Below are 21,821 nucleotides of genomic sequence, written 5' to 3'. Positions count from 1 at the left end.
GGCCTTTCAGCTTTTGACCGGTGATCGCATTCAGGGGCAGCGGGTCCCTCCCCCGCTGACACCGGCGGTGAAAATCATAGCATCTGACTTGGGTCGAAATTCACAACGACTTCTTTCCAAGCTTCATATTTTTCAGGCGGAAGTTGGGTGAAGGGTGAAGCCTTCATCACCGCACGCCGGGCACCGCTGGCAAGGATCTGACGGGCCGTATCGGAACCACCGGTCGCCGTGACCTGCGGCTCGCCGATGATCGCACCATTCTGGTCCAGGCTCATCTGGATGCGGATCCGCACGCCATCAGCACCGTCAAGACCGGCCAGGATTGACCAGTTGCGCTGGATCTGGCCGCGCAGCGCATCAAGCTCGCTCTGGGTCAACTGAGCACCGGTTGTCGTCTTCTGGCCACCAAGCGCTGCCGGCGTCTCGGATCGCTTGGCGCCGCCGCCCTGGGCTGCATCACGGTTCAGCAGGGCCGCGATCTGATCGACGTCGAAATTCTCGGTATTGTCGGTCGCCGTTTCGCTCTTCTCGGCCTTCGGCTTTTCCGTCGGCTTCGGCGTTGGCTTTTCAGCCTGATCCGGGGTTTTCACGGGCTCGGTTTTCGGCGGCTCGGTCTTTGGTTTTGCTTCCGCGACCTGCGTATCAGGGCGCTTCTGCGGCAATGGCGCCTGATCAGGGAAAACCAGATCGTCTGGCGTCTGCTCCGCCGGAGCGGGTGCAGGATCAGGCGTCTCCACCGCCTGAGGCGCCGGTTCCGGTTTGGGCTCGGGCTGAGGTTCAGGGGCAGGTTTCGGCGCCGGTGCAGGTGCTGGCTTTGGTGCAGGTGCGGGCTCCGGCGTCGGGGCTGGCGCCGGTGCAGGCTCTGGCTCAGGCGTCGGCTGCGGCTCGGGCGCCGGTGCCTCGGAAGGCTTAGGCGGGGCGGCAGCCTTCTGCTCATGCGTTGCCGCCTGGGCATTTTTCTGCGTGCTCAGATCAACGGTATTGTCGCCGACATTCTGCGCATCCTCGACCGGGTCCGGCCGTTTGGTCGGCACGGGTGCGGCGATATCGGCGAGATCAGCCTTGTCGTCACCCTGCTGAATCTGGGTAATCTCCTGAACGGGGATAAGCTCCACCGGCAGGGCATTGACGTCTGCCACTTCGAATGCATCGGGAGAGCCGAGCGCGAGCACGGCCATCCCGATCACAAGACAGTGCAATATAAACGAAATGGCGACACTGCGCTTCATGGCGACGCTCAGCTGTCCTTTTCCTGCAGCGTGACGAGGCCGATATTCTTGAAACCGGCAGCCGAGATCCGCGCCATCACCTTCATGACGGTACCATAATCGGCATTGGCGTCGCCGCGCACATAGATACGCTCATTGTACCCTGTCTTGGAAATGGCCTCGAGCTTGGCCACCACTTCATCAATCGGGATTTCGGTTTCCTGAAGATAGACCTTGCCGTCGGAATTGACCGATACGGTGATCGGCTGCGTATCCGAATTCAGCGCCTGAGCCTGGGTTTCAGGCAGGTCAATCGGCACACCCACCGTCATCATCGGTGCAGCGACCATGAAAATGATCAGCAAAACGAGCATGACGTCGACGAGCGGCGTCACATTGATCTCGCTCATCGGCCGCTTGCGACCGCGACGGCGGCCGCGGCGACCGCCGCCTGCTCCACCCGCTCCTACGGACATTGCCATAGTTAAAGCCTTTCTATCGCTTGGTCGTCACTCAGCGGCCTGGCGCGGCTGCAGTTTCTCATCGATCTGGCGGGAGAGGATCGCGGCAAATTCATCCGCGAAACCTTCCATCCGCGCCGTCAGCTTGCCGGCATCACTTGAGAATTTGTTATAGGCAATAACCGCCGGAATAGCGGCGACAAGGCCGATCGCCGTTGCCAGCAGCGCCTCGGCAATACCCGGTGCAACGACGGCAAGATTGGTCGATTTAGAACCGGCAATCGCCTGAAATGAGGTCATGATGCCGACAACCGTGCCGAACAGGCCGATGAAAGGCGCGGCCGAACCGACGCTGGCGAGAAAGCCAAGCCGTGCTTCGAGCGCTTCACTTTCACGCTGAATGGCAACATCCATCGCCTTTTCAACACGCATCTGCAGACCGACCGGCGCGCGTGCACCGCGCTCAAAGGATTTCTTCCATTCGCGCATGGCCGAAACAAAGATCGCCGCCATGCCACTGGTCTTGCGCTCCGCCAGACTGCCATAAAGCTTTTCCAGCGAATTTCCTGACCAGAATGAATCTTCAAACTGGTTATAGGCGCGCTTTTCCTTGTTATAGGCGATGAATTTCTCGATCACGATCGCCCATGTCCAGATCGACGCTGCGATCAATCCCAGCATCACGATCTTTACGATCAGCCCCGCCTGCCAGAAGAGCGCCAAAAGGCCGATATTCGCCGTCGTCGCGTCCAACCCAAGCTGTTCCATTTAAATCCAAGTCCTTGATAAGAAGCCCGTTCACCCGGGCGTGGGTACAGTTTAAGGTCGCCTGCAAGTCCGGGCCGGAAATCCGGCATGTACCGGATTGCCCAGTTTCTCAGACCTTCTTTCACCGGAATCGTGGTGAAAGGGAGGCACAAGGCCGGCAAATCCCGTATTCACCATAAAACTACATTATGGTTAAGGGATCATTACTTTGTTGCACCGCCGAGACAGGATTATGTCCGGATTTTGGAGCAATAAGGGCCTTTTTCGCCCCGGACTCGAAGCAAAAAATCCTTCACACAATACTCAGGTTTAATCAAGACCTGCACCGCGCGCCATGGTCGCGGCGAGGTCATCCGGCAGACGGCGTGCCCTGCCCTTCGCGTTGACAGCCACAACGGTGACGGTCGCCAGAATGAGCGTCACACCATTGGCCCGGATCTCCTGATCGAGCACCATGCGCGCACCGGTCGTCTTTCGCGTGGTCGTTCGGATCTCGACAATGTCGTCCATTCGCGCGGGCCATTTGAAGGTGATGTCCATGTGGTGCACGGCAAAGGCCAGTCCCTCTTCATCGATCTCCCTGAGTTTTGCCTGACCAACGCCGAGACAACGCAGAAACTCCGTCCGGCCGCGTTCCAGAAATTGCAGGTAACGCGCGTGATAAACCACGCCGGAAAAATCGGTATCCTCATAGTAAACCCGCTGCACAAGGCGATGAAGCCCGTTCTCGAGACGTCCGCCGAATGCTGCGGAAAGTTCATTATCTATGATGTCTTCGGTCATGCTCATTCTCATCCTGTCTTCACCGCCGCTGGCTCGAAACCGGCGATGCCAGACAGCATAGGCAATTGCAAGGCAATGAACCACATCCCGCTTTCAGACCATGTCGAAACCTCCCCTCGACGCGGTTCACGGAACTGGCATTGACGGCGCGGCCTGCCGGGCACGTGGGCGACCCTCACCGAATGAAACTGAGCCCCCTTCGGCACCATCCTCGCGGTGCACTGCACACGCCGTGTATCGCGTCCTCTTCCGATAGCCCGTAACAAAATCATTGCAATCGTGTCATACTAATGCAGACCTTAGGCATATCTGTGTTTGAATCGGACGGGAGTTAATCCATGAAAATTGCGGTTATGGGCGGCGACGGCTTCATCGGCTGGCCGACATCGCTTCATCTGTCGGATGCTGGCCATGAGATCCATATTCTCGACAATCTGTCGCGACGCTGGATCGATACCGAGCTCGGTGTTCAGTCGCTGACGCCGATGGATTCGATCCAGGAACGTACCCGTATCTGGCATGCCGAAACCGGCCGCCGCATTCATTTCCACCTGATTGATCTGGCCGGGGATTACGAGATCCTCAAGCAGTGGCTCGCCGAAGAGCGCCCGGATGCCATCATCCATTTTGCCGAACAGCGCGCCGCGCCCTATTCGATGAAAACCGACCGCCACAAGAATTACACGGTCAACAACAACGTCAACGCCACACATAACCTTCTGAATGCGCTGGTGGAACTCGGGCTTGATTCGCATCTGATCCATCTCGGCACCATGGGCGTCTATGGCTATTCCACCGTTGGTGCGGCGATCCCGGAAGGCTATCTGCCCGTCCAGTTCGAGGCCTCCAACGGCGATATGGTCGGCCAGGAAATCCTCTACCCCTCCAATCCCGGCTCGATCTACCACATGACCAAGTGCCTCGATCAGCTGCTCTTTGCTTTCTATGCCAAGAATGACGGGCTGAGGATTACTGATCTGCATCAGGGTATTGTCTGGGGCACGCATACCGAACAGACCAAGCGCCATCCGCAGCTGATCAACCGCTTCGACTATGATGGCGATTACGGCACGGTTTTGAACCGCTTCCTGATCCAGGCCGCGATCGGCTATCCGCTGACGGTGCATGGCGTCGGCGGCCAGACTCGCGCCTTCATCCATATTCAGGATTCGGTCCGCTGTATCGAACTGGCGCTCAAAAACCCGCCGGCCCGCAATTCCCGCGTCGAGATCTTCAACCAGATGACAGAAACCCACCGCGTGCGCGATCTGGCCAAGATGATCTCGGAGATGACCGGCGTTGAAATCGCCTGGCTGCCAAACCCACGCAAGGAGGCCGCAGAAAACGACCTGATCGTCAAGAACGACAAGTTCATCGGGCTTGGCCTCAACCCGATCACGCTGAAGGAAGGGCTTCTGGGCGAAATCGTCGATGTCGCCAAGAAATTCGCCTATCGCGTCGATCGCAAACGCGTTCCGGCCATCTCGGCATGGACCAAGGACATTGCCAAGACGATCAATCACGATCCCGAAGGCAAGTCGCTGAAATCTGTTTCCTGACACCATGATCAAAGCCGATAGTGAAAATGGCATCCGCCGCAGTGCGGATGCCGGATATGCCTTTGCCTATGTCACGCTGGTTACCAACAGCGATTATGCCATGGGCGCACTGGCGCTTGCCCGCTCGATCCAGCTTTCGGGAACGCCCGCCGATATCGTCGTGCTTTATACCGGCGGCACGCCGGATGCCGCACTGGAGCAGCTGGAAATCATCGGTTGCCGGATGATCGCCGTCGATCACCTGCCGCTTTCCGATGGCTTCAATGAGCGCCACGCCCGCAAAAAGGTCCATGACAACGCCCCCTTCACCAAGGGTCGCAAACCGGATTTCCACACGCCGCTCGACAATTTCTGCAAGCTGAGGCTCTGGCAGCTCATTGAATATCACGCCTGCATCTTCATTGATGCCGATGCGCTGGTGCTGAAGAATATCGACAAGCTGTTCTTCTACCCGGAATTCTCCGCCGCCCCGAATGTCTATGAGACGATCGCCGATTTCCACCGGCTGAATTCCGGCGTCTTCGTCGCCCGGCCGGATCTTGAAACCTTCAACGCCATGCTGGAAGCCCTTGATGCGCCGGATGCCTTCTGGCGGCGCACCGACCAGACCTTCCTGCAGGAATTCTTTCCTGACTGGCACGGCCTGCCGGTCTTCATGAACATGCTGCAATATGTCTGGTTCAACCTGCCGGAGCTGTGGTGCTGGGACGAGATCGGCGTGCTACATTATCAGTATGAAAAGCCCTGGGAAGACGACCATCCCCGTGCCGAGCAGCTCAAGCCGCTGATCGATCTGTGGTGGGCCTATTTCGACGGCGAGGATATCCCCGAAATTGCCAGCCTGAAAAATCCGACGACGCCATGACGCATATCCTCATCTCCGGCGGTACCGGCCTTGTCGGCCGTTATATGGTGGAAGCCTTTCGCGCTGGCGGCCACCTTGTCAGCGTGGCCGGCAGAACACCGCCACCGCCGGAGACGTTCGCCGCCGCTGCCGCTTATCGCCCGCTCACCCTTGATCCAGACCGCGATCAATCAGGTATCTTCGACGGCGTGGATATCTTCATCCATGCCGCTTTTCTGCATGAACCGGGCCGCTATCGCGGCGGTGAGGGCGACGACCCGGCCGGCTTTATCCGCGCCAATCTCGATGGCAGTGTCGCGCTGTTCGAGACTGCCCGCGCCGCAGGTGTTCAGCGCTGCCTGTTTTTATCAAGCCGCGCCGTCTATGACGGCTTTGCGCCCGGCACGGAACTCAATGACAGTCTCATACCGGCACCGACCAGCCTGTATGGCCAGATCAAATATCAGGCGGAGCAGGCGCTCGCCGCGCTTTCCACCCCGCAATTCGTCACCGCAAGCCTCAGGGCAACCGGTGTCTATGGTCATCTCAGCCCCAATAAATGGGATGATCTCTTTGCCCGTTATCTCGCCGGTGAGATGATCACGCCGCGCGCGGCAAGCGAGGTTCATGGCGCCGATCTCGCCAGCGCCGCCCTGCTTTTGTCGCAGGCACCAGCGCACAAGGTCTCCGGCTTGAGCTTCAATGCCACCGATATCGTCACCGATACCCATGCCATTCTGGCGCCACTCAAGGCAGCGACAGCCTGCCCGCATCCCCTGCCCGCGCGCGCTGCCCATGACACGGTCAGCCTGATGACGACAACGCGGCTCAATGCACTTGGCTGGCGTAGCGGCGGCTATGGCCTGTTTTACGAAACGCTGGAAAAGCTGGTTTCGCGATACGCACTCTGAAAGCCCGCCCGCCGGCAAACGCGCAAAATTCCTGAATAGTCAATGTTGTCGCGCCCGCACTGTGCTAGGTTCCCCCCGACCTGATCGTCAGGCCCGGATGGCATTCGCTCACCCGTCAGTTCCCGAACAGCAAGCCGCCTGACTGAAGACGGCAAAGGCTGAAAGCCCGACGCGCGGTGGTGCGTGGTCCGCCGGGCTCAGCTGCGTAAAATACGAAGAGAAAATGATGCACAAGAACAAGCTCGTCGTCGTCGGTGTTGGACATGTCGGTTCCTATGTCCTGGCCGATGCCATGAAAATCGGCCTGTTTGCCGAGATCGGCGTGATCGACATTTTGAAGAATGTAGCCTTTGGCGAGGCGCTCGATCAGGCCCAGGCCACCGCACTCACCTATATGACCAATGTCACGGTCACCTCCGGCGGTTATGAACAATGCGCAGATGCCGATGTCATCATCGTTGCAGCAGGCCCAAGCGTTATGCCGGATCCGAACGATCCCAAGGGCGAACCGGACCGCACCACGCTGACCAAAACCAATTGCGCCGTCATTCGCGAGGTCATGGCCGGCATCACGCAATATACCCGCGATGCAATCGTCATTCTGATCACCAATCCGCTCGATACCATGGTCTATATCGCCGAGAACGAATTCGGCTACCCCAAGGGCCGCGTTTTCGGCACCGGCACGATGCTGGATTCAGCGCGGCTGCGCAAACTCATCGCCGAGACCTATCAGATCGACCCGAAATCGGTGACCGGCTTCATGATGGGAGAACATGGCAGCACCGCCTTCCCGGTTCTGAGCCATGTCAATGTCGCCGGTATTCCTTTCGCCCAGCTCAATGACTATCTTGAACCCGCTGCGGATATTTCCGATCCGGATGTGGTCAAGGCAAAGATTATTTCGGCAGCCTATGATGTTCTGAACGGCAAGGGCTGGACCAATGCGGGCGTGGCGCAATCGGCAATCACCATGGCGCGTGCGGTCCTTCTCGACGAGCGCAGTATCTATCCTGCCTCAACGACACTGTCCGGCCAGTATGGCCATGATGGCGATGTCGCGCTCAGCATGCCCTGCATGATCGGTCGCGAGGGTATACTGCGCCAGCTGCCGGTCACGCTCAATGCGTGGGAAACGGAAAAGCTCAACGCTTCGATCTCCTTCATCCAGTCCGCCATGCGCGATGCCGATACCGGCCTGCACAAGCGCCGCTGATACGCGAAAAGCCCGGGTGTAACTCCCGGGCTCAGCCTGCTGACAAAGCCATTCAGCTTGTCTGTTTGGGGTAGAATAGCCATTGCCTCCGTCGTCATCCCCGTGCTTGTCACGGGGATCCATACTCTTAAGGATTTGAATAAGCGGAGTCTTTCGCCGCGCGGACGCGCGTCGGCTGGATGCCTGTGACAAGCACAGGCATGACGTTAGAGAGGGGCTTAGACTTTGTCAGCAAGCTCAGCCCGGGTGCGACACCCGGGCTTTTTTCAGGTCCGAAAACAACCGTCAGGCGCTGGCAACGGCCAGCCGTTTATTGGTCAGCTTGGCCAGCTGCTGCAACCGGCCCTCGACACGTTCGCCGACGAAATCGGCGTATCTTTCCGGCACCACCAGTTCCAGATCGAGATCCGGGTTCTGGCTCGGCACGAAATCCAGATCGCCGACGATACCGGGCATGGAGGCGGAGAAGAGATAGGCCACCCGCAGGAGCCCGCCCAGAAGCTTGGCCCGTTCGAGAAAGGTCGGTGTCGTGATCGCCACAAGACCATCGGTCATGTGATCGTCACGCAACCCTTCAAAACGGTAGTAGTTGGCCAGGGCGATGAACACGCGGCCAGGATGGGTGATACCCACCAGCGAGGAATGGGCGATCACATTCAGCGACTGGGGACCGCGAAAATCAGGATGGGCCCGCCAGCTAATATCTGCCAGCAGACAGGCCGCCTCGCGGTAACGCATTTCCTCCACGGTCTCCTCAATGCCGAAGCGCCGCACCATGCGGCCGGTCCATTCGGCAATCTCGCTGGCGTGACGCGGCGAGCGTGCTCTGAGGATCGCCAGCTGCTGCGCGGCCACGATCAGCGGATCCTGCCGTTTCTCTTCGACATTCAGAAGCGAATAGAGCCAGCCTTCGCGCACGCCCTGCGAGGAAAAACAGACGCTTTTCGGCTGCATGATATTCAGCACTTCGCGCATGGCGATGGCACCGAAAGGCAAAAGCTGACGGCGGTTCTTGGAGATGACAGACCAGGCCGGATCCTTCTGGTCCTCGTCCTCACCAATCCGGTCAAGAAAGGCAAGAACAGTTTCCGTCGGCAGTTCATAGCCCTGCATCATGGTCAACGGATAGCCGGTCATTTCCATATGCAGGCGGGCAATATTACGCCAGGTACCACCGACAGCATAAAAGATGCGGCCCTTGCCGGTCTCAAGAAATTCAACCTTCTTGACCTGCTTACGGGCAAAGGCACGCGCCTTGACTAGTGAACCTTCTGACAGTTCTGAAAGCCTGATGCCACCGAGCGGCAGCGTGATCCCCTGCCCTGAGGCATTGCCGGAAATGTCGACGAGCTCCAGCGAACCACCACCGAGATCGCCAGCAATCCCGTCCGGTTCGAAAAAGCCGGAGATAATGCCATAGGCGGAATAAAGCGCTTCCTCGCGGCCTGTGAGAACGCGAATTTCCTCACCAAGGATTGCTTCTGCGGCCGAAATAAAACCCGGCCCGTTCGACGCCTCGCGGGCAGCAGCGGTGGCCAGCACATACATTTTCACCGCACCGGCCTGACGGGAAAGTGCCGCGAAGCGTTTCAGCGCTTTCAGCGCCCGCTCCACCCCGTCCTCATCCATCTTGCCGGAGACGGCAATGCCACGTCCAAGCCCGCACAGGACCTTTTCGTTGAACAGGATTGTCGGCGAGCGCGACAATCCCTCATAAATGACGATACGAACAGAGTTTGATCCGATATCGACCACGGAGACAGGGGAAATGCCCGGAAGCCGTCCCTGTGCTTCAGATTCCACCATTGAGACCCGGCTACTATTGTGGGCCGGACATACGTCCGGCGATCAGCTTTGGCGCACTTGATTTCAACGCCTCACCACGGCCGGAAAGGCTGGGATTGGTCATGAAATACTCCTGCGCGTTGAACGGCTCCTCGCCCTCACGCGGTTCGATCCGGCGGGAAGTACCATCCGGGAGTATCTCGTAGCTCTGTTGGTTGTCAATCACATTGCCCAGCATGATCTGTGAGAGCACCTGTTCATGCACAGTCGGATTGGTCAACGGAACAATCACTTCGACCCGCCGGTCGAGATTGCGCGGCATCAGATCGGCCGAACCGAGATAGACTCGGGCATTTTCCGACGGCAGACCGTGGCCATTGCCAAAGCAGTAAATACGGCTGTGCTCAAGGAAGCGGCCGACAATCGACTTGACGCGGATATTCTCCGACAAACCCGGAACCTGCGGCCTGAGGCAGCAGATGCCGCGCACCACCAGGTCAATCTCGACGCCTTCGCCGCTGGCGCGGTAAAGTGCATCGATGATCTTCGGATCGACCAGCGAATTCATCTTCATCCAGATCGCGCCGGGCAGACCGTTCTTCACATGCTCAATCTCCTCCTCGATATGCTGGAGGATGCGCGGCCGCAGCGTATAGGGCGAGACGGCGAGGTTCATATTCTCTTCCAGCTCACCATAACCGGTGATGAAGTTGAACACTTCCGCCACGTCATGGGCAATCTTCGGATTGCAGGTGAAATAGGACAGGTCCGTATAGATCTTCGCCGTGATCGGGTGATAGTTGCCGGTGCCCAGATGGCAATAGGTCCTCAGATTGCCGTCTTCGCGCCGGACCACCATGGAAAGCTTGGCATGGGTTTTCAGTTCAACGAAGCCGAAGACCACCTGCACGCCGGCGCGTTCCAGATCGCGCGCCCAGCGGATATTGGCCTCTTCATCGAAGCGCGCCTTCAGTTCCACCAGCGCCGTCACTGACTTGCCAGCTTCTGCCGCATCAATCAGCGCCCGCACGATCGGGCTGTCATTGGAGGTGCGGTAAAGCGTCTGCTTGATCGCCAGAACATTCGGGTCACGCGCAGCCTGGATCAGGAACTGCACCACAACGTCGAAAGATTCATAAGGGTGGTGAACCACAAAGTCCTTTTCGCGGATGGCGGCGAAACTGTCGCCGACATGCTCACGCACCCGCTCGGGAAAGCGCGGGTTGAACGGCTTGAACAGGAGATCCAGCCGCGGCACCTTGGTGATTTCCGACAAGGTGTTGAGCGCCAGAAGCCCGGGTAGAACCGCAACACGATCTTCACCAACACCAAGTTCCTCCACCACGAAACGGCGCAGCGAAGCCGGCATCTCCGAATCCGTCTCGACGCGGATCACCGAGCCGCGGCGACGCTGCTTCAGCGCCGTCTCGAAATAGCGCACCAGATCTTCGGCTTCTTCCTCGATTTCAATATCACTGTCGCGGATGATGCGGAACGTGCCGTAACCCTGCACCTCATAGCCCGGATAGAGCCGGTGAATGAACATGCCGATCAGATCTTCCATGGTGATGAAGCGGATGACACCGTCGATATCCGGCAGGCGGACGAAGCGGTTCAGTGCCGGCGGCATGCGCAGAAGCGCATTCATCGGGTTGCGGCCGACACGGCTGACCAGCTGCAGCCCCATGGAGAATCCGAGATTGGGAATGAAGGGGAAAGGATGGGCCGGATCAATCGACAGCGGCGTCAGAACCGGAAAGATCCCCTGTTCGAATTCACTCGTCAGCGAGATCCGGTCCTCTTCGGAAAGGGCGCCCGGGCGAACGATCTGGATGCCTTCATTGGTCAGGTATTGCTGCAGAACGGCAAGGGCCGCCTGCTGCTCCATCTGCAGATTATCGACTTCGCGCAGAATATCGGAAAGCTGTTCTGCGGGCGTCTTGCCATCGGCGGAGATCATCGTCACGCCCTGCCGCACCTGACCTTCCAGCCCGGCCACACGGACCATGAAGAATTCATCGAGATTGGCCGCCGAAATGGAGAGGAAGCGGACCCGCTCCAGCAGCGGATGCGCCGGATTGAGGGTTTCCTCGAGCACACGGCGGTTAAACTGCAGCCAGGAAAATTCGCGATTGACGAAGCGCTGCGGACTTGTGCGCAAATCCTCGCCACCACCGGTAAAACCATCGCCAGACATCATCGAAGCCGTGTTTTCCATAAGCTAAAGTCAACCTCTCCAAACATTCAACTCTTGCAACCGACTACCCGAACTTGGCGACGGAACGATGACAGAATGCCACTCTCACGTCCAAAGCAGCCGCTGGACACTGAATGCGTGCACTTGCGCCGCGTTCAAGGCTCCTTGCGGTCGTGGTCGAGGTCAAGCGTTTCCATCACCTCAGCCGCCAGAGCCCGCGTAATCCGCCTGCCCTTTGCCAGAGCATGCCGGTCGATTGCCTCAACGATAAGCCGTGCCGCCTCCAGCGAGCGCTCCATGCGCGCGATAATGTAGGCGACAACCCGGTCATCCACCTCAATCTGGCGATCGGCGAACAGTTTAAACACGACCTGCCATAACAGCACATCATCCGGGGCGCCGATTTCCACGATCGTGGCGCCAGCAAGACGCGAGCGCAGATCCGGCAGCTTCACCCTCCATGATGATGGCATGCCGCGCGCGGTCAAAAGCAGATGGCTTTTATGCTGGCGCACCGTATTGATGAGATGGAACAGCGCCGTTTCGTCAATGCCGATCCGGTCGGCATCTTCAACCAGAAAAGCCTTGGCCGGCGTCAGCACCCGACCGGAGACGACCGCGGCACCGGCATCGGTTGCGCCACTCAAAAGACGCCAGATATTGGCAATGTGCGATTTGCCGGATCCTGGTGGGCCGACAAGCACAACAACCGGTCCCGGCCAGTCCGGCCAATGATCGATGATTTCCACCGCAGGCGCCAACGACGGCGACACCAGAAGATCATCGCGCCCCGACATTTCGTGAGCACCAAGATCAAGTGGCAATTGCAGACTGCGCTTTTCCATTTCAGGGCTTGCCCTTAGCCTTTCCCTCCTGGCCATCGGCCAGATCCGTGGCGGCAATTCTCTGTTCCTTGTCACCCCAGTAAAGATCGCTTTCGAGATACCGGTCAATGGCAAAGCGCACCAGAACGCCAACAGCCGCCGATACGGGAACAGCAACCAGAAGACCGACAAAGCCGAACAGGACGCCGAAAGCAAACAGGGCGAACATCAGCCAGACCGGATGCAGCCGCACACTCGACCCGACCAGCTTCGGTTGCAGCACATTGCCTTCAAGAAACTGACCGAAAAGATAGATGCCGAGCACGATGGCGATACGGCCATATTCCGGCCAGAACTGCACCAGCGCCACGCCCATCGACAAAACAAAGCCCGATGACGAACCGAGATAGGGAATAAAGCTGACAAAGCCAGCGAAAAGGCCGATCAGAGCCCCGAAATTGAGCCCCGCAAGCGACAGCGCACCGGCATAATACACACCAAGAATGATGCAGAGCGAGCCCTGCCCGCGGACAAAACCGGAAATGACCTTGTTGATCTCCGTTGTCAGATACCGCACATCCTTGACATAGGCACGCGGCGTCCAGCGATCGAGCTTGGCAATCATCCGGTCCCAGTCGAGCAGAAGATAAAAGGCGATAACCGGCGTCAGAACGACGAAGGACACCACATTGATGACCGCCATCGACGAACTCCAGATGCCGCCAAACAGCGTGCCGGCAAAGGAAACGCCGCTTGAGAGCACCTTGCCGATATTCTGGCTCAACTCGGAAATCTGGCTATTGCCCCAGTCAACAAGATTATGCAGCCGCGAAGTCTGCACAAAGTGCTCAAGCTGGGCGACATATTGCGGCAGCTTCTGCGCCACCTCTGCCGCCTGGCTGACAAGCAGTGGAATGACCACCAGCAAGACGGCGATGAACAGCACAATAAACAAGAGCATGATCAGACTGGTCGCCGTGGCGCGTCCAAGCCCCATCCGCTCCAGCCGGTCCGCCAGGGGATCAAGGAAATAGGCAAGCGCCATGCCAGCGACGAAGGGCAGCAAAATGCTGCGGAACACAAACAGGAAAATGGCGACACCAACGGCAAATAGCAGCCAGAAATAAATCTGTCTTTTCAGGCCTGCGCCCGTCATGCGTTCCGACATGGAAAACTCCCCGATCAACCTGTCTGGCTTATACCGGCAAACCCGGCCCCTTCCAACACTCCTTATCGGCTGCGACAAAGGAATACGGCGAGACAACGGCAAGGCTGTGGACAGTGTGCACAAACAGAGCTTTCGCGCTGCGGCCAAGGGCCTTCCGCGGGGAGCGCGTCAAAGAGCATCTGTTGACAAAGTCAGAATATTGGTAATAAGTTTCCAACAAGACAATATTTTACCAAACATGGAAGCAACGAGATGGTTGAAAAGTCAGACACAGCGACCGCCATCATGCTGGCCATCTTTCATCTCAACGGTGCGCTGATCGACAAGGGCAACCGCCTCAGCGAGCCACTCGGCCTGACCAGCACACGCTGGCAGATCCTCGGCGCCATCGCGCTTTCAACGGAAAGGCCGACTGCGCCGCAGATCGGCGACATGATGGGCATGACCCGTCAAGGGGTGCAGCGACAGATCAATCTTCTCGTGGAAGAGAAGATGATCGAGGCCCGCGCCAATCCGCGCAATATGCGTTCACCCTTTTACATTCTGACAGAGCTGGGGGCCACGACCTATGCCCGGGTGATGGCGCTTGAAACCATCTGGGCCGATGCGCTGGTCGAAACCATTGCCGGCGAAGACCTTCAAACGACACTGACAACCCTTAAAAAGCTCGGTGAAACGCTTCAAAAGACACCCCTTCCAGCGCAATAGACCGAGACCGGGAGGACCATATCATGCCCAAAATTGCTCACCGCCTTGCAGGCGGCGGCGCGATGCTGCTCGTCGCCATGTTTCTGACAGCAACGCTGACGAGCGAACTGTTGATCGGCCAGACCGCCGTGCCGGGCGTCAAGCGTGCCATCCTGTTCGGCATTGCCCTGCTGATACCGCTCTTGATCATCACAGGCACGTCCGGACTGTCGCTGGCGCGAAGGATGAAGGGACCGGCAATCCGGGCCAAGCTGATCCGCATGCGCCTGATCGCCGCCAATGGCGTGTTGATCCTCCTGCCGGCTGCAATCTATCTTGACCACAAAGCCGAAGCGCAGCAGTTCGACCTGGCCTTTGTAACCGTCCAGTTCCTTGAGATTGCGGCCGGGCTGATACAGCTTACTCTTCTGACAGCCAATATGCGCGCCGGACTGCGACTGGCGGCAAAAAGAGGCCAATCCGCTGATTTTGCCCGCTGAAGCCGCAAAAGCGCCTTTCAAACTGTCAATATCGCCCTGCGAATGCGGTCGCGCTCTTGCAACACCTTGCGCGCCATGCAATGCCCACTTCTGATATTTTCATGAGGGATGCGCCCATGACCGATACGAGAAAGAACGGACTGACCTATCGTGATGCCGGTGTTGATATCGATGCCGGAAGCCTGATGGTGGAAAAGATCAAGCCCGCGGTCAAATCGACCCGCCGCCCTGGCTCCGACAGCGAGATCGGCGGTTTTGGCGGCCTGTTCGACCTCAAGGCCGCCGGTTTTTCCGATCCGGTTCTCGTTGCCGCCAATGACGGTGTCGGCACCAAGCTCAAGGTCGCGATCGAAGCCGGCAAGCATGATACGGTCGGTGTCGATCTCGTCGCCATGTGCGTCAACGACCTGGTGGTGCAAGGCGCTGAACCACTGTTCTTCCTCGATTATTTCGCAACCGGCGCACTCGATCCCGATCAGGGCGCTGCCATTGTTGAAGGCATTGCCGAAGGTTGCCGCCAGGCCGGTTGCGCACTGATCGGCGGCGAAACCGCCGAAATGCCGGGCATGTATGCCAAGGGCGATTATGACCTTGCCGGCTTTGCCGTAGGGGCTGCCGAACGCGGCACCCTGCTGCCGTCAGAAGACCTCGCGGTGGGCGATGTGATCTTTGGGCTGGCCTCATCCGGTGTTCACTCCAACGGTTTTTCGCTGGTGCGCCGCATTGCCGAACTGGCCAATATCGGCTGGCTGGCCCCCGCCCCGTTCGCGCCGGGCAAGACCTTCGGCGAAGCCCTGCTGGAGCCGACCAAAATCTATGTGAAGCCGCTTTTGGCGGCCATCCGCCAGACCGGCGGCATCAAGGCACTGGCCCATATCACCGGTGGTGGGTTCCCGGAAAATATTCCGCGCGTCCTGCCTGCCCATCTTTCCGCCGAGATTGACCTTGCGTCCATTCCGGTTCCAGCCGTCTTCTCATGGCTGGCGCGCACTGGCGGCGTGGCGCCTGCGGAAATGCTGCGCACCTTCAATTGCGGCGTCGGCATGATTGGCGTCTGCCCCGCAGACAAGCTTGATGTCGTGCTTGCGGTTCTGACCGATGAAGGTGAAACCGCCTTCAGGCTTGGTCAGATCGTGCCACGCAGCGGCGATATAGCCGGAACGGTCTATAAGGGCATGATCAACCTATGAGCGGGTCGAAAAAACGGGTTGTCGTTTTTATTTCCGGAAGCGGCTCCAATATGGTGAAGCTTGCCGAAGCCTGTCAGTCGCCGGATTTTCCGGCCGAAATCGTCGCTGTCATTGCCGACAAGCCCGACGCAGGAGGCCTGCAAAAAGCAGCAGCGCTTGGCCTTGAAACCTTCGCCTTCCCGCGAAAGCAGTTCGACAGCAAGGCCGCCCACGAAGCCGCCATGCTGACAGCACTGGCAGCCCTCAATCCGGACATCATCTGCCTTGCCGGCTTTATGCGCATTCTCTCCGGCGATTTCATCCGCGCCTATGAAGGACGGATCATCAATATCCACCCGTCACTTCTGCCGCTTTTCCCGGGCCTCCACACGCATCAACGCGCCATCGATGCCGGCATGCGGATTGCTGGCTGCACAGTGCATTTCGTCACCGAAGGCATGGATGAAGGCCCGGTCATCGGCCAGGCCGCCGTGCCGATCCTCCCCGGCGACGACGCCGAAACGCTCGCCGCCCGCATCCTCACCGTCGAGCACCAGCTCTACCCGGCAGCACTGAAGCGCTTCGCCGAGGGCAAGGTCCGGATGGAGGGTGAGAGGGCGGTGTTTGGAAAGGGCTTCGGACTGAATGAGACGCAGAAGATCGTCTCATTTTGAATCGACATCCAATTCCGCGCCGCTGGTCGGTGGCATCAGCTCGCGCAGCCATCTGACATGTTCAGAGAGGATTGGCTCGGGGGACCACTCGGACGTGCTGTTTTCAGGAACCAGAATTCGTCGCACAAAGTCCGAGTTCTGAAGAGTTTTCACGATTGCCTTGTCGCGTGCGCTGATACCCTCAAGCGCATCAATATCGTTCGTTGCGAGATGATCCGCCAGTTCTGGATGCTTACTGAGCGTAAACCACGAACGCGGCCATTCGACCGACAGGACCACCCAGCGCGCCAGAATTTTCCAGTCGCGGGAACCCAACGAAATGGACGCGCGGCCCAATCGCCCCACTTCGGTCATCAGAGAGACAGTGTTGATAATCCGCTTGATTTGTCGTGGATTGGGAGGCAACAACGGAACCAGCCCTTCAAGCTCATGACGGGTTAATTGCTCGCTCTGTTCATCATAGGCAGCCTTGATCGAGAGCTGACGGTTAAGCTCACGCTTTTGCTGGGAGCTGATCCCACGGTTATTGGCGAATTCTTTCGCTTTCTGCTCACGCAGTATGAGAGATCTCTCATTCAGAACCCCATTCAGCTCATCGGTCAGGCTCAGATCTTTCTCTGACCTATCTTCGGGATCAACTTGGGCACTCACACCGAGCAATCTGCGAACATAGCTCACTTTCTCCTTCTCTCCGAAATCCGGCAAGACAAGCGATAACTGAATCCCTTTTTCCACGAAGCGCGCACCTAACGTGTGCTCGCAACCGACTTCAATGTCTCCAAGCTTCTTGTAAACCTGGGTGAAGGCCTGCTCGATCCAGTCCTTATCACCAAGCAACAGATAGATCACGCGGGGGCTGGTGAGGATTGTCTGCATGCCATGAAGCAGCGAAACAACATATTCCGGATCACAGCGGTCCAGATCGTCAACGATAACCAGAACTGGGCGACGAAATCCTTTGATCGTTTTCGCAAAGTGAGTCCGAAACCGGTCCAGTGGGTCACCTGCACCAAGCGCATAAGCCTTGGCTGCTGCAGGCGTACCGGGAAACAAGCTACGGGTGACCGTTTTGAAGATTGCCCAGACGCCAGATGCACCACCCAAAAACGCGAAAAAAGCAAACACCGTTGCATTGACAGAAAGGTTGAATCTGCATTTTTCATCACCCAGAAAACCGAATAAATACAGCCCTGCAGCTACACTGAGAAAAAGAACTGCTGCGATCGCTTGGCTCAGCACATCCGGCGTAAAAATTTCCCAGTATTTTTGTCGAATCCAACGCCAACAATACTGAAGAAAAGGAACAGGAGCGTCACGATACTCATACGGCGCGACGGGCATGTCCAGCCTGCACTTGTTGTTGCATACCTCCCGATAATCCGCTTCGGTGCATTGCTTGCGAATGGCCTCGGAAAAGGTCCACCATTGCGGCTTCACATGCTGATGTCGCCAGGCATTGAAATGAACGATATGCCATGGTCGCCGGAACTTGGCTGGCCAGATACTTCCATCCAGTGGGAGGAGTATTCTCTCAAGCCAACCGGGCCATACATAATGCTTGAAAGGATTGAGAATGTATTCAAGGAAGCCCGCGAATGTGGTCTTGCCGCCACCCCATGGCGCGTCAAGATGAACCACAAATCCGGGCTGAAGACTTTGTTCCTTGCCGCCCTCAACAGGATTCAAAGCATCCCAGATCAGGTTGAGCCGCCCGGCCAGCGCGAATGCCAGGCTGGCACGGTCAAGATCATCGACAGAGGCATCAATCCCATCTGCATTCAGATAATGCGCAGACCCCATACCTGCCTGCGCAGACTGCAAACGCGCGGCAATATCAGCCACCACAGCATCCGGACCGCCTCGGCTTTCGGTGCGATCCCAGAAAGCATCATTTTCGCTTGCAAGCGAAACGACAAAATTCTCCAAGTCATCGCCATGCAGCCCGAAGGGGTCAACTCCATCTCGCATGGCAATATAGAATGCATAAACAAGCGTCCAGTCAGATCCAAGCTCTCGGCATCGGTCGTTAAGCTGCGCCTCGACAGACGCGAAAAATACGGGTTTTTCGTCATGCCAAAGCGGCGCCGCAAGCAAAGCGGTGGTGGTTCGGGATTGGAGCAGCTCTAGGTCTGCCAGCACGCGTGCCCAAATTGCCTTAGCGATGGCGATAGACCGGGAACTACCAAACGCAGGTCCGAAGGATTTATCAAAACCCGAGAAAAAGCTCCTCGCAGTAGATACGTGATGGGCTACGGCTTGAGACGCTCCGCCGGGAGTGGAATCGTCAGCCTCCGCGAAAGTGAAATTCGCGAAGGTGGAACCTTCGAAATTCGAGCCAGCATTTGTGGAAATAGCTATATTCTGATCTGGATATGAATGCCCAACCCAAGACAGAAAGTTCCATCTAAATAACACCAAAAGACCGGAACGCACCGAATCCTGCCCGTCACTATGGGGCTCCGGGTATCTTCCTAGCGAGAGAATAGGAAAGACTCGCAAGGTTGATCGCCAGGAGACAAGAGAAACTTCATCTCGCGTGCAATTCTGCAAATACTCTCCGAGACGTCTTTGATTGATTTGATCATCGTCACCAAATTCCGGCAACGCCGGTCTGCCATCTCCACGAGAACCCGATGCCCCAGCATTTGCCATTGCCTGCCCCTATAGCTTTTGTGGGTAGTCTTACGCATAGCAGGGTTAAAGACAATTGTTTCAGCGCCTTATTTGCCACTTGAAAGCCAGCAAAAGCGTTACCGGCAATTTACGTCTGGAAGCTCGGATCAAGCCCGAGGATAACGCCCAGTATCGATAGATGTTCTGAGATAAAAACGAAAACCCGGCCGTAAGACCGGGTTTTCTTCATTCGAAATCAGCGTTCTACTGGATCAGCTATCCAGGAAGCTCCTGAGCTTGCGCGAGCGGCTCGGGTGCTTCAGCTTGCGAAGCGCCTTGGCCTCGATCTGGCGGATACGTTCGCGGGTGACCGAGAACTGCTGACCGACCTCTTCAAGCGTGTGGTCAGTGTTCATGCCGATACCGAAACGCATGCGCAGCACGCGTTCTTCACGCGGGGTCAGTGAGGCGAGAACACGGGTCGTGGTCTCACGCAGGTTCGCCTGAATGGCCGCATCAATCGGCAGCAGCGCGTTCTTGTCCTCGATGAAATCGCCGAGATGTGAATCCTCCTCATCACCCACAGGGGTTTCGAGCGAGATCGGCTCCTTGGCGATTTTCAGCACCTTGCGCACTTTTTCCAGCGGCATGTTGAGCTTTTCGGAAAGCTCTTCCGGCGTCGGCTCGCGGCCGATCTCATGCAGCATCTGGCGCGATGTGCGGACGATCTTGTTGATCGTCTCGATCATGTGCACCGGAATACGGATCGTGCGGGCCTGGTCGGCGATCGAACGGGTGATCGCCTGCCGGATCCACCAGGTCGCATAGGTGGAGAACTTGTAGCCGCGGCGATATTCGAACTTGTCGACCGCCTTCATCAGGCCGATATTGCCTTCCTGAATGAGGTCGAGGAACTGCAGGCCGCGATTGGTGTATTTCTTCGCAATCGAGATCACCAGACGAAGATTGGCTTCCACCATCTCCTTCTTGGCGATGCGCGCCTCGCGCTCACCCTTCTTGACCATGTGAACGATGCGGCGGAATTCGGCGATCGAAATGCCGGTTTCCGTTGCAAGGCTCTGGATTTCGATGCGCAGATCCCTGATCAGCGAGCCGTCTTCACGGGCAAAATCCTTCCAGCCCTTGCCGGAAAGATTGGCGATCGACTTCATCCAGTTCGGATCAAGCTCGGCACCCTGATAATGCTCCAGGAAGTCATCGCGCTTGACACCGCGGTTCAGCGCCATGCGCAGAAGCTTGCCTTCATTTTCAACAAGGCGCTTGTTGATGTCGTAGAGCTGCTCGACCAGAAGGTCGATACGGTTCTGGTTGAGCGACAGCGACTTGACCGCCGTGATCAGCCCTTCCTTCAGCTCCTTGTAGCGGCGCTCCTGCGCATTGGTCAGCGTGCCGGTCGCCGCAAGACGGGCTTCCACCTGCTGATCCTGCAGCTTGCGCAGCTTGATATAGGTGTCGGCGATCAGATCGAGCGTTTCCATGACCTGCGGACGCAGTTCGGCTTCCATGGCTGCCAGCGACAGGTTGGATTCGTCCTCGTCTTCTTCCTCTTCCTCCGCCGGCATGCCTTCGCCGCCGACATCGGTCACATCGTCGGCAGGCTTCCTGCGACGTGCCTTTTCTTCCTTTTCTTCGGCAGCCTTGCGGTCAGCCTCGATCTTTTCCGGGCTCTGGAACTGCGGTGCAGCCTTGGCCTCGGGACCGGAATAGGTGGTTTCCAGATCGATGATCTCACGTAAGAGCGTCGTGCCCTCATTGAGCTCATCGCGCCAGATGATCAGCGCCTGGAAGGTCAGCGGGCTTTCGCACAGGCCGGCGATCATCGTCTCGCGGCCGGATTCGATCCGCTTGGCAATCGCGATTTCGCCCTCGCGCGACAGAAGCTCGACCGAACCCATTTCGCGCAAATACATGCGCACCGGATCGTCGGTGCGATCCGTTGGTTCCTTCTTCTTCGTCGCGGCGACGGCGGTACCGGTGCTGGTTGCCAGTTCCGTGCTGTCGCTTTCGCTCTCGCTGTCGTCAGAAGAAGTGTCGTTGTCGTGATCGACTTCGTCTTCGTCCTCGATAACATTGATGCCCATGTCCGAAAGCATGGCCATCGTGTCTTCGATCTGCTCCGACGTCACCTCTTCGGACGGCAGAACAGCATTCAGCTCGTCCATGGTCACATAACCGCGTTTTTTCGCGGTCTTGATCATTTTCTTTACAGCGTCATCGGAAAGGTCCAGAAGAGGTCCGTCATGACCGCCTTCGCGCTCCGTTTCGGCTTCTTCATTTTCCTTGACTTTTGTTGCCATGTACTTTGCTTCCCTGACGTTTCTGCCGCTGGCCTGAAGCGGCTTAATGGCGAATGCTTAACAAAGTCTCCAAGGAGACAACGGCATCCGGCCAGTCATTTCATCCGCAAACCCTGAAACAGGACAAAATGCACCC

The 21,821-nt window shown here is 57.7% G+C and carries 18 protein-coding genes; 8 read left to right on the top strand and 10 right to left on the bottom strand.

Annotated elements, in window-relative coordinates; translation table 11 throughout:
* Positions 1 to 74 precede the first annotated feature (74 nt).
* From FJU08_RS22725 to ybgC, 4 genes are all read right to left on the bottom strand, one after another.
* Positions 75 to 1,229 (bottom strand): hypothetical protein, encoded by a 1,155-nt coding sequence (locus tag FJU08_RS22725; protein WP_181409787.1) that lies wholly within the window; start codon positions 1,227 to 1,229, stop codon positions 75 to 77.
* A gap of 8 nt (positions 1,230 to 1,237) precedes the next feature.
* On the bottom strand, positions 1,238 to 1,690 hold the full coding sequence (gene tolR, locus FJU08_RS08600) for a protein TolR (protein WP_141148560.1): 453 nt from the start codon (positions 1,688 to 1,690) through the stop codon (positions 1,238 to 1,240).
* A gap of 27 nt (positions 1,691 to 1,717) precedes the next feature.
* Complete coding sequence (tolQ, locus tag FJU08_RS08595) at positions 1,718 to 2,437, bottom strand: protein TolQ (protein ID WP_141148559.1); 720 nt, start codon at positions 2,435 to 2,437, stop codon at positions 1,718 to 1,720.
* Between the two features lie 309 nt (positions 2,438 to 2,746).
* Complete coding sequence (gene ybgC / locus FJU08_RS08590; RefSeq protein ID WP_141148558.1) at positions 2,747 to 3,220, bottom strand: tol-pal system-associated acyl-CoA thioesterase; 474 nt, start codon at positions 3,218 to 3,220, stop codon at positions 2,747 to 2,749.
* 338 nt (positions 3,221 to 3,558) lie between these two features.
* Here ybgC and FJU08_RS08585 point away from each other — a divergent pair, with 338 nt between their 5' ends.
* From FJU08_RS08585 to FJU08_RS08570, 4 genes are all read left to right on the top strand, one after another.
* Positions 3,559 to 4,779, top strand: a complete 1,221-nt coding sequence (locus FJU08_RS08585) for an NAD-dependent epimerase/dehydratase family protein (protein ID WP_141148557.1) — start codon at positions 3,559 to 3,561, stop codon at positions 4,777 to 4,779.
* A 4-nt stretch (positions 4,780 to 4,783) separates the two neighbouring features.
* Complete coding sequence (locus tag FJU08_RS08580) at positions 4,784 to 5,644, top strand: glycosyltransferase (RefSeq protein WP_141148556.1); 861 nt, start codon at positions 4,784 to 4,786, stop codon at positions 5,642 to 5,644.
* A complete protein-coding gene (locus tag FJU08_RS08575; protein WP_141148555.1) occupies positions 5,641 to 6,534 on the top strand; it encodes an NAD-dependent epimerase/dehydratase family protein in 894 nt (297 codons plus the stop codon). Before FJU08_RS08580 ends, FJU08_RS08575 begins: the two co-directional genes overlap by 4 nt.
* A 226-nt stretch (positions 6,535 to 6,760) precedes the next feature.
* The gene (locus FJU08_RS08570) at positions 6,761 to 7,750 is read left to right on the top strand and encodes a lactate/malate family dehydrogenase (protein WP_141148626.1); all 990 of its coding nucleotides are present in this window, start codon (positions 6,761 to 6,763) and stop codon (positions 7,748 to 7,750) included.
* A gap of 285 nt (positions 7,751 to 8,035) precedes the next feature.
* On the opposite strand, the gene ppx is transcribed toward FJU08_RS08570, so the two are convergent.
* The 4 genes from ppx to FJU08_RS08550 form a co-directional block, all read right to left on the bottom strand.
* On the bottom strand, positions 8,036 to 9,556 hold the full coding sequence (gene ppx / locus FJU08_RS08565) for an exopolyphosphatase (RefSeq protein ID WP_141148554.1): 1,521 nt from the start codon (positions 9,554 to 9,556) through the stop codon (positions 8,036 to 8,038).
* A gap of 13 nt (positions 9,557 to 9,569) precedes the next feature.
* Positions 9,570 to 11,753, bottom strand: coding sequence for an RNA degradosome polyphosphate kinase (locus FJU08_RS08560; protein WP_141148553.1), 2,184 nt, complete (start codon positions 11,751 to 11,753; stop codon positions 9,570 to 9,572).
* Positions 11,754 to 11,887: 134 nt separating this feature from the next.
* On the bottom strand, positions 11,888 to 12,577 hold the full coding sequence (hdaA, locus tag FJU08_RS08555; RefSeq protein ID WP_141148552.1) for a DnaA regulatory inactivator HdaA: 690 nt from the start codon (positions 12,575 to 12,577) through the stop codon (positions 11,888 to 11,890).
* 1 nt (position 12,578) lies between these two features.
* A complete protein-coding gene (locus tag FJU08_RS08550; RefSeq protein ID WP_141148551.1) occupies positions 12,579 to 13,724 on the bottom strand; it encodes an AI-2E family transporter in 1,146 nt (381 codons plus the stop codon).
* Positions 13,725 to 13,976: 252 nt separating this feature from the next.
* Between FJU08_RS08550 and FJU08_RS08545 the strand changes: the two genes are divergently transcribed.
* The 4 genes from FJU08_RS08545 to purN all read left to right on the top strand — a co-directional run bounded on the left by FJU08_RS08545 (position 13,977) and on the right by purN (position 16,754).
* Positions 13,977 to 14,432, top strand: coding sequence for a MarR family winged helix-turn-helix transcriptional regulator (locus FJU08_RS08545; RefSeq protein WP_141148550.1), 456 nt, complete (start codon positions 13,977 to 13,979; stop codon positions 14,430 to 14,432).
* Between the two features lie 23 nt (positions 14,433 to 14,455).
* Positions 14,456 to 14,911 (top strand): hypothetical protein, encoded by a 456-nt coding sequence (locus FJU08_RS08540; RefSeq protein ID WP_141148549.1) that lies wholly within the window; start codon positions 14,456 to 14,458, stop codon positions 14,909 to 14,911.
* Between the two features lie 116 nt (positions 14,912 to 15,027).
* Positions 15,028 to 16,101, top strand: coding sequence for a phosphoribosylformylglycinamidine cyclo-ligase (gene purM / locus FJU08_RS08535; protein ID WP_141148548.1), 1,074 nt, complete (start codon positions 15,028 to 15,030; stop codon positions 16,099 to 16,101).
* On the top strand, positions 16,098 to 16,754 hold the full coding sequence (gene purN, locus FJU08_RS08530) for a phosphoribosylglycinamide formyltransferase (RefSeq protein WP_141148547.1): 657 nt from the start codon (positions 16,098 to 16,100) through the stop codon (positions 16,752 to 16,754). Before purM ends, purN begins: the two co-directional genes overlap by 4 nt.
* On the opposite strand, the gene FJU08_RS08525 is transcribed toward purN, so the two are convergent.
* Positions 16,746 to 19,406: a P-loop NTPase fold protein gene (locus tag FJU08_RS08525; protein WP_141148546.1), complete on the bottom strand. Its 2,661-nt coding sequence runs from the start codon at positions 19,404 to 19,406 to the stop codon at positions 16,746 to 16,748. The genes purN and FJU08_RS08525 overlap by 9 nt on opposite strands.
* A 233-nt stretch (positions 19,407 to 19,639) precedes the next feature.
* The gene (rpoD, locus tag FJU08_RS08520; protein ID WP_141148545.1) at positions 19,640 to 21,685 is read right to left on the bottom strand and encodes an RNA polymerase sigma factor RpoD; all 2,046 of its coding nucleotides are present in this window, start codon (positions 21,683 to 21,685) and stop codon (positions 19,640 to 19,642) included.
* Positions 21,686 to 21,821: the final 136 nt, after the last annotated feature.

Source organism: Martelella alba (assembly GCF_006516955.1).
Classification (GTDB): Bacteria; Pseudomonadota; Alphaproteobacteria; order Rhizobiales; family Rhizobiaceae; genus Martelella; species Martelella alba.
The sequence above is the reverse complement of the archived record's forward strand: the minus strand, read 5'-3'. Positions and strand labels throughout refer to the sequence as shown.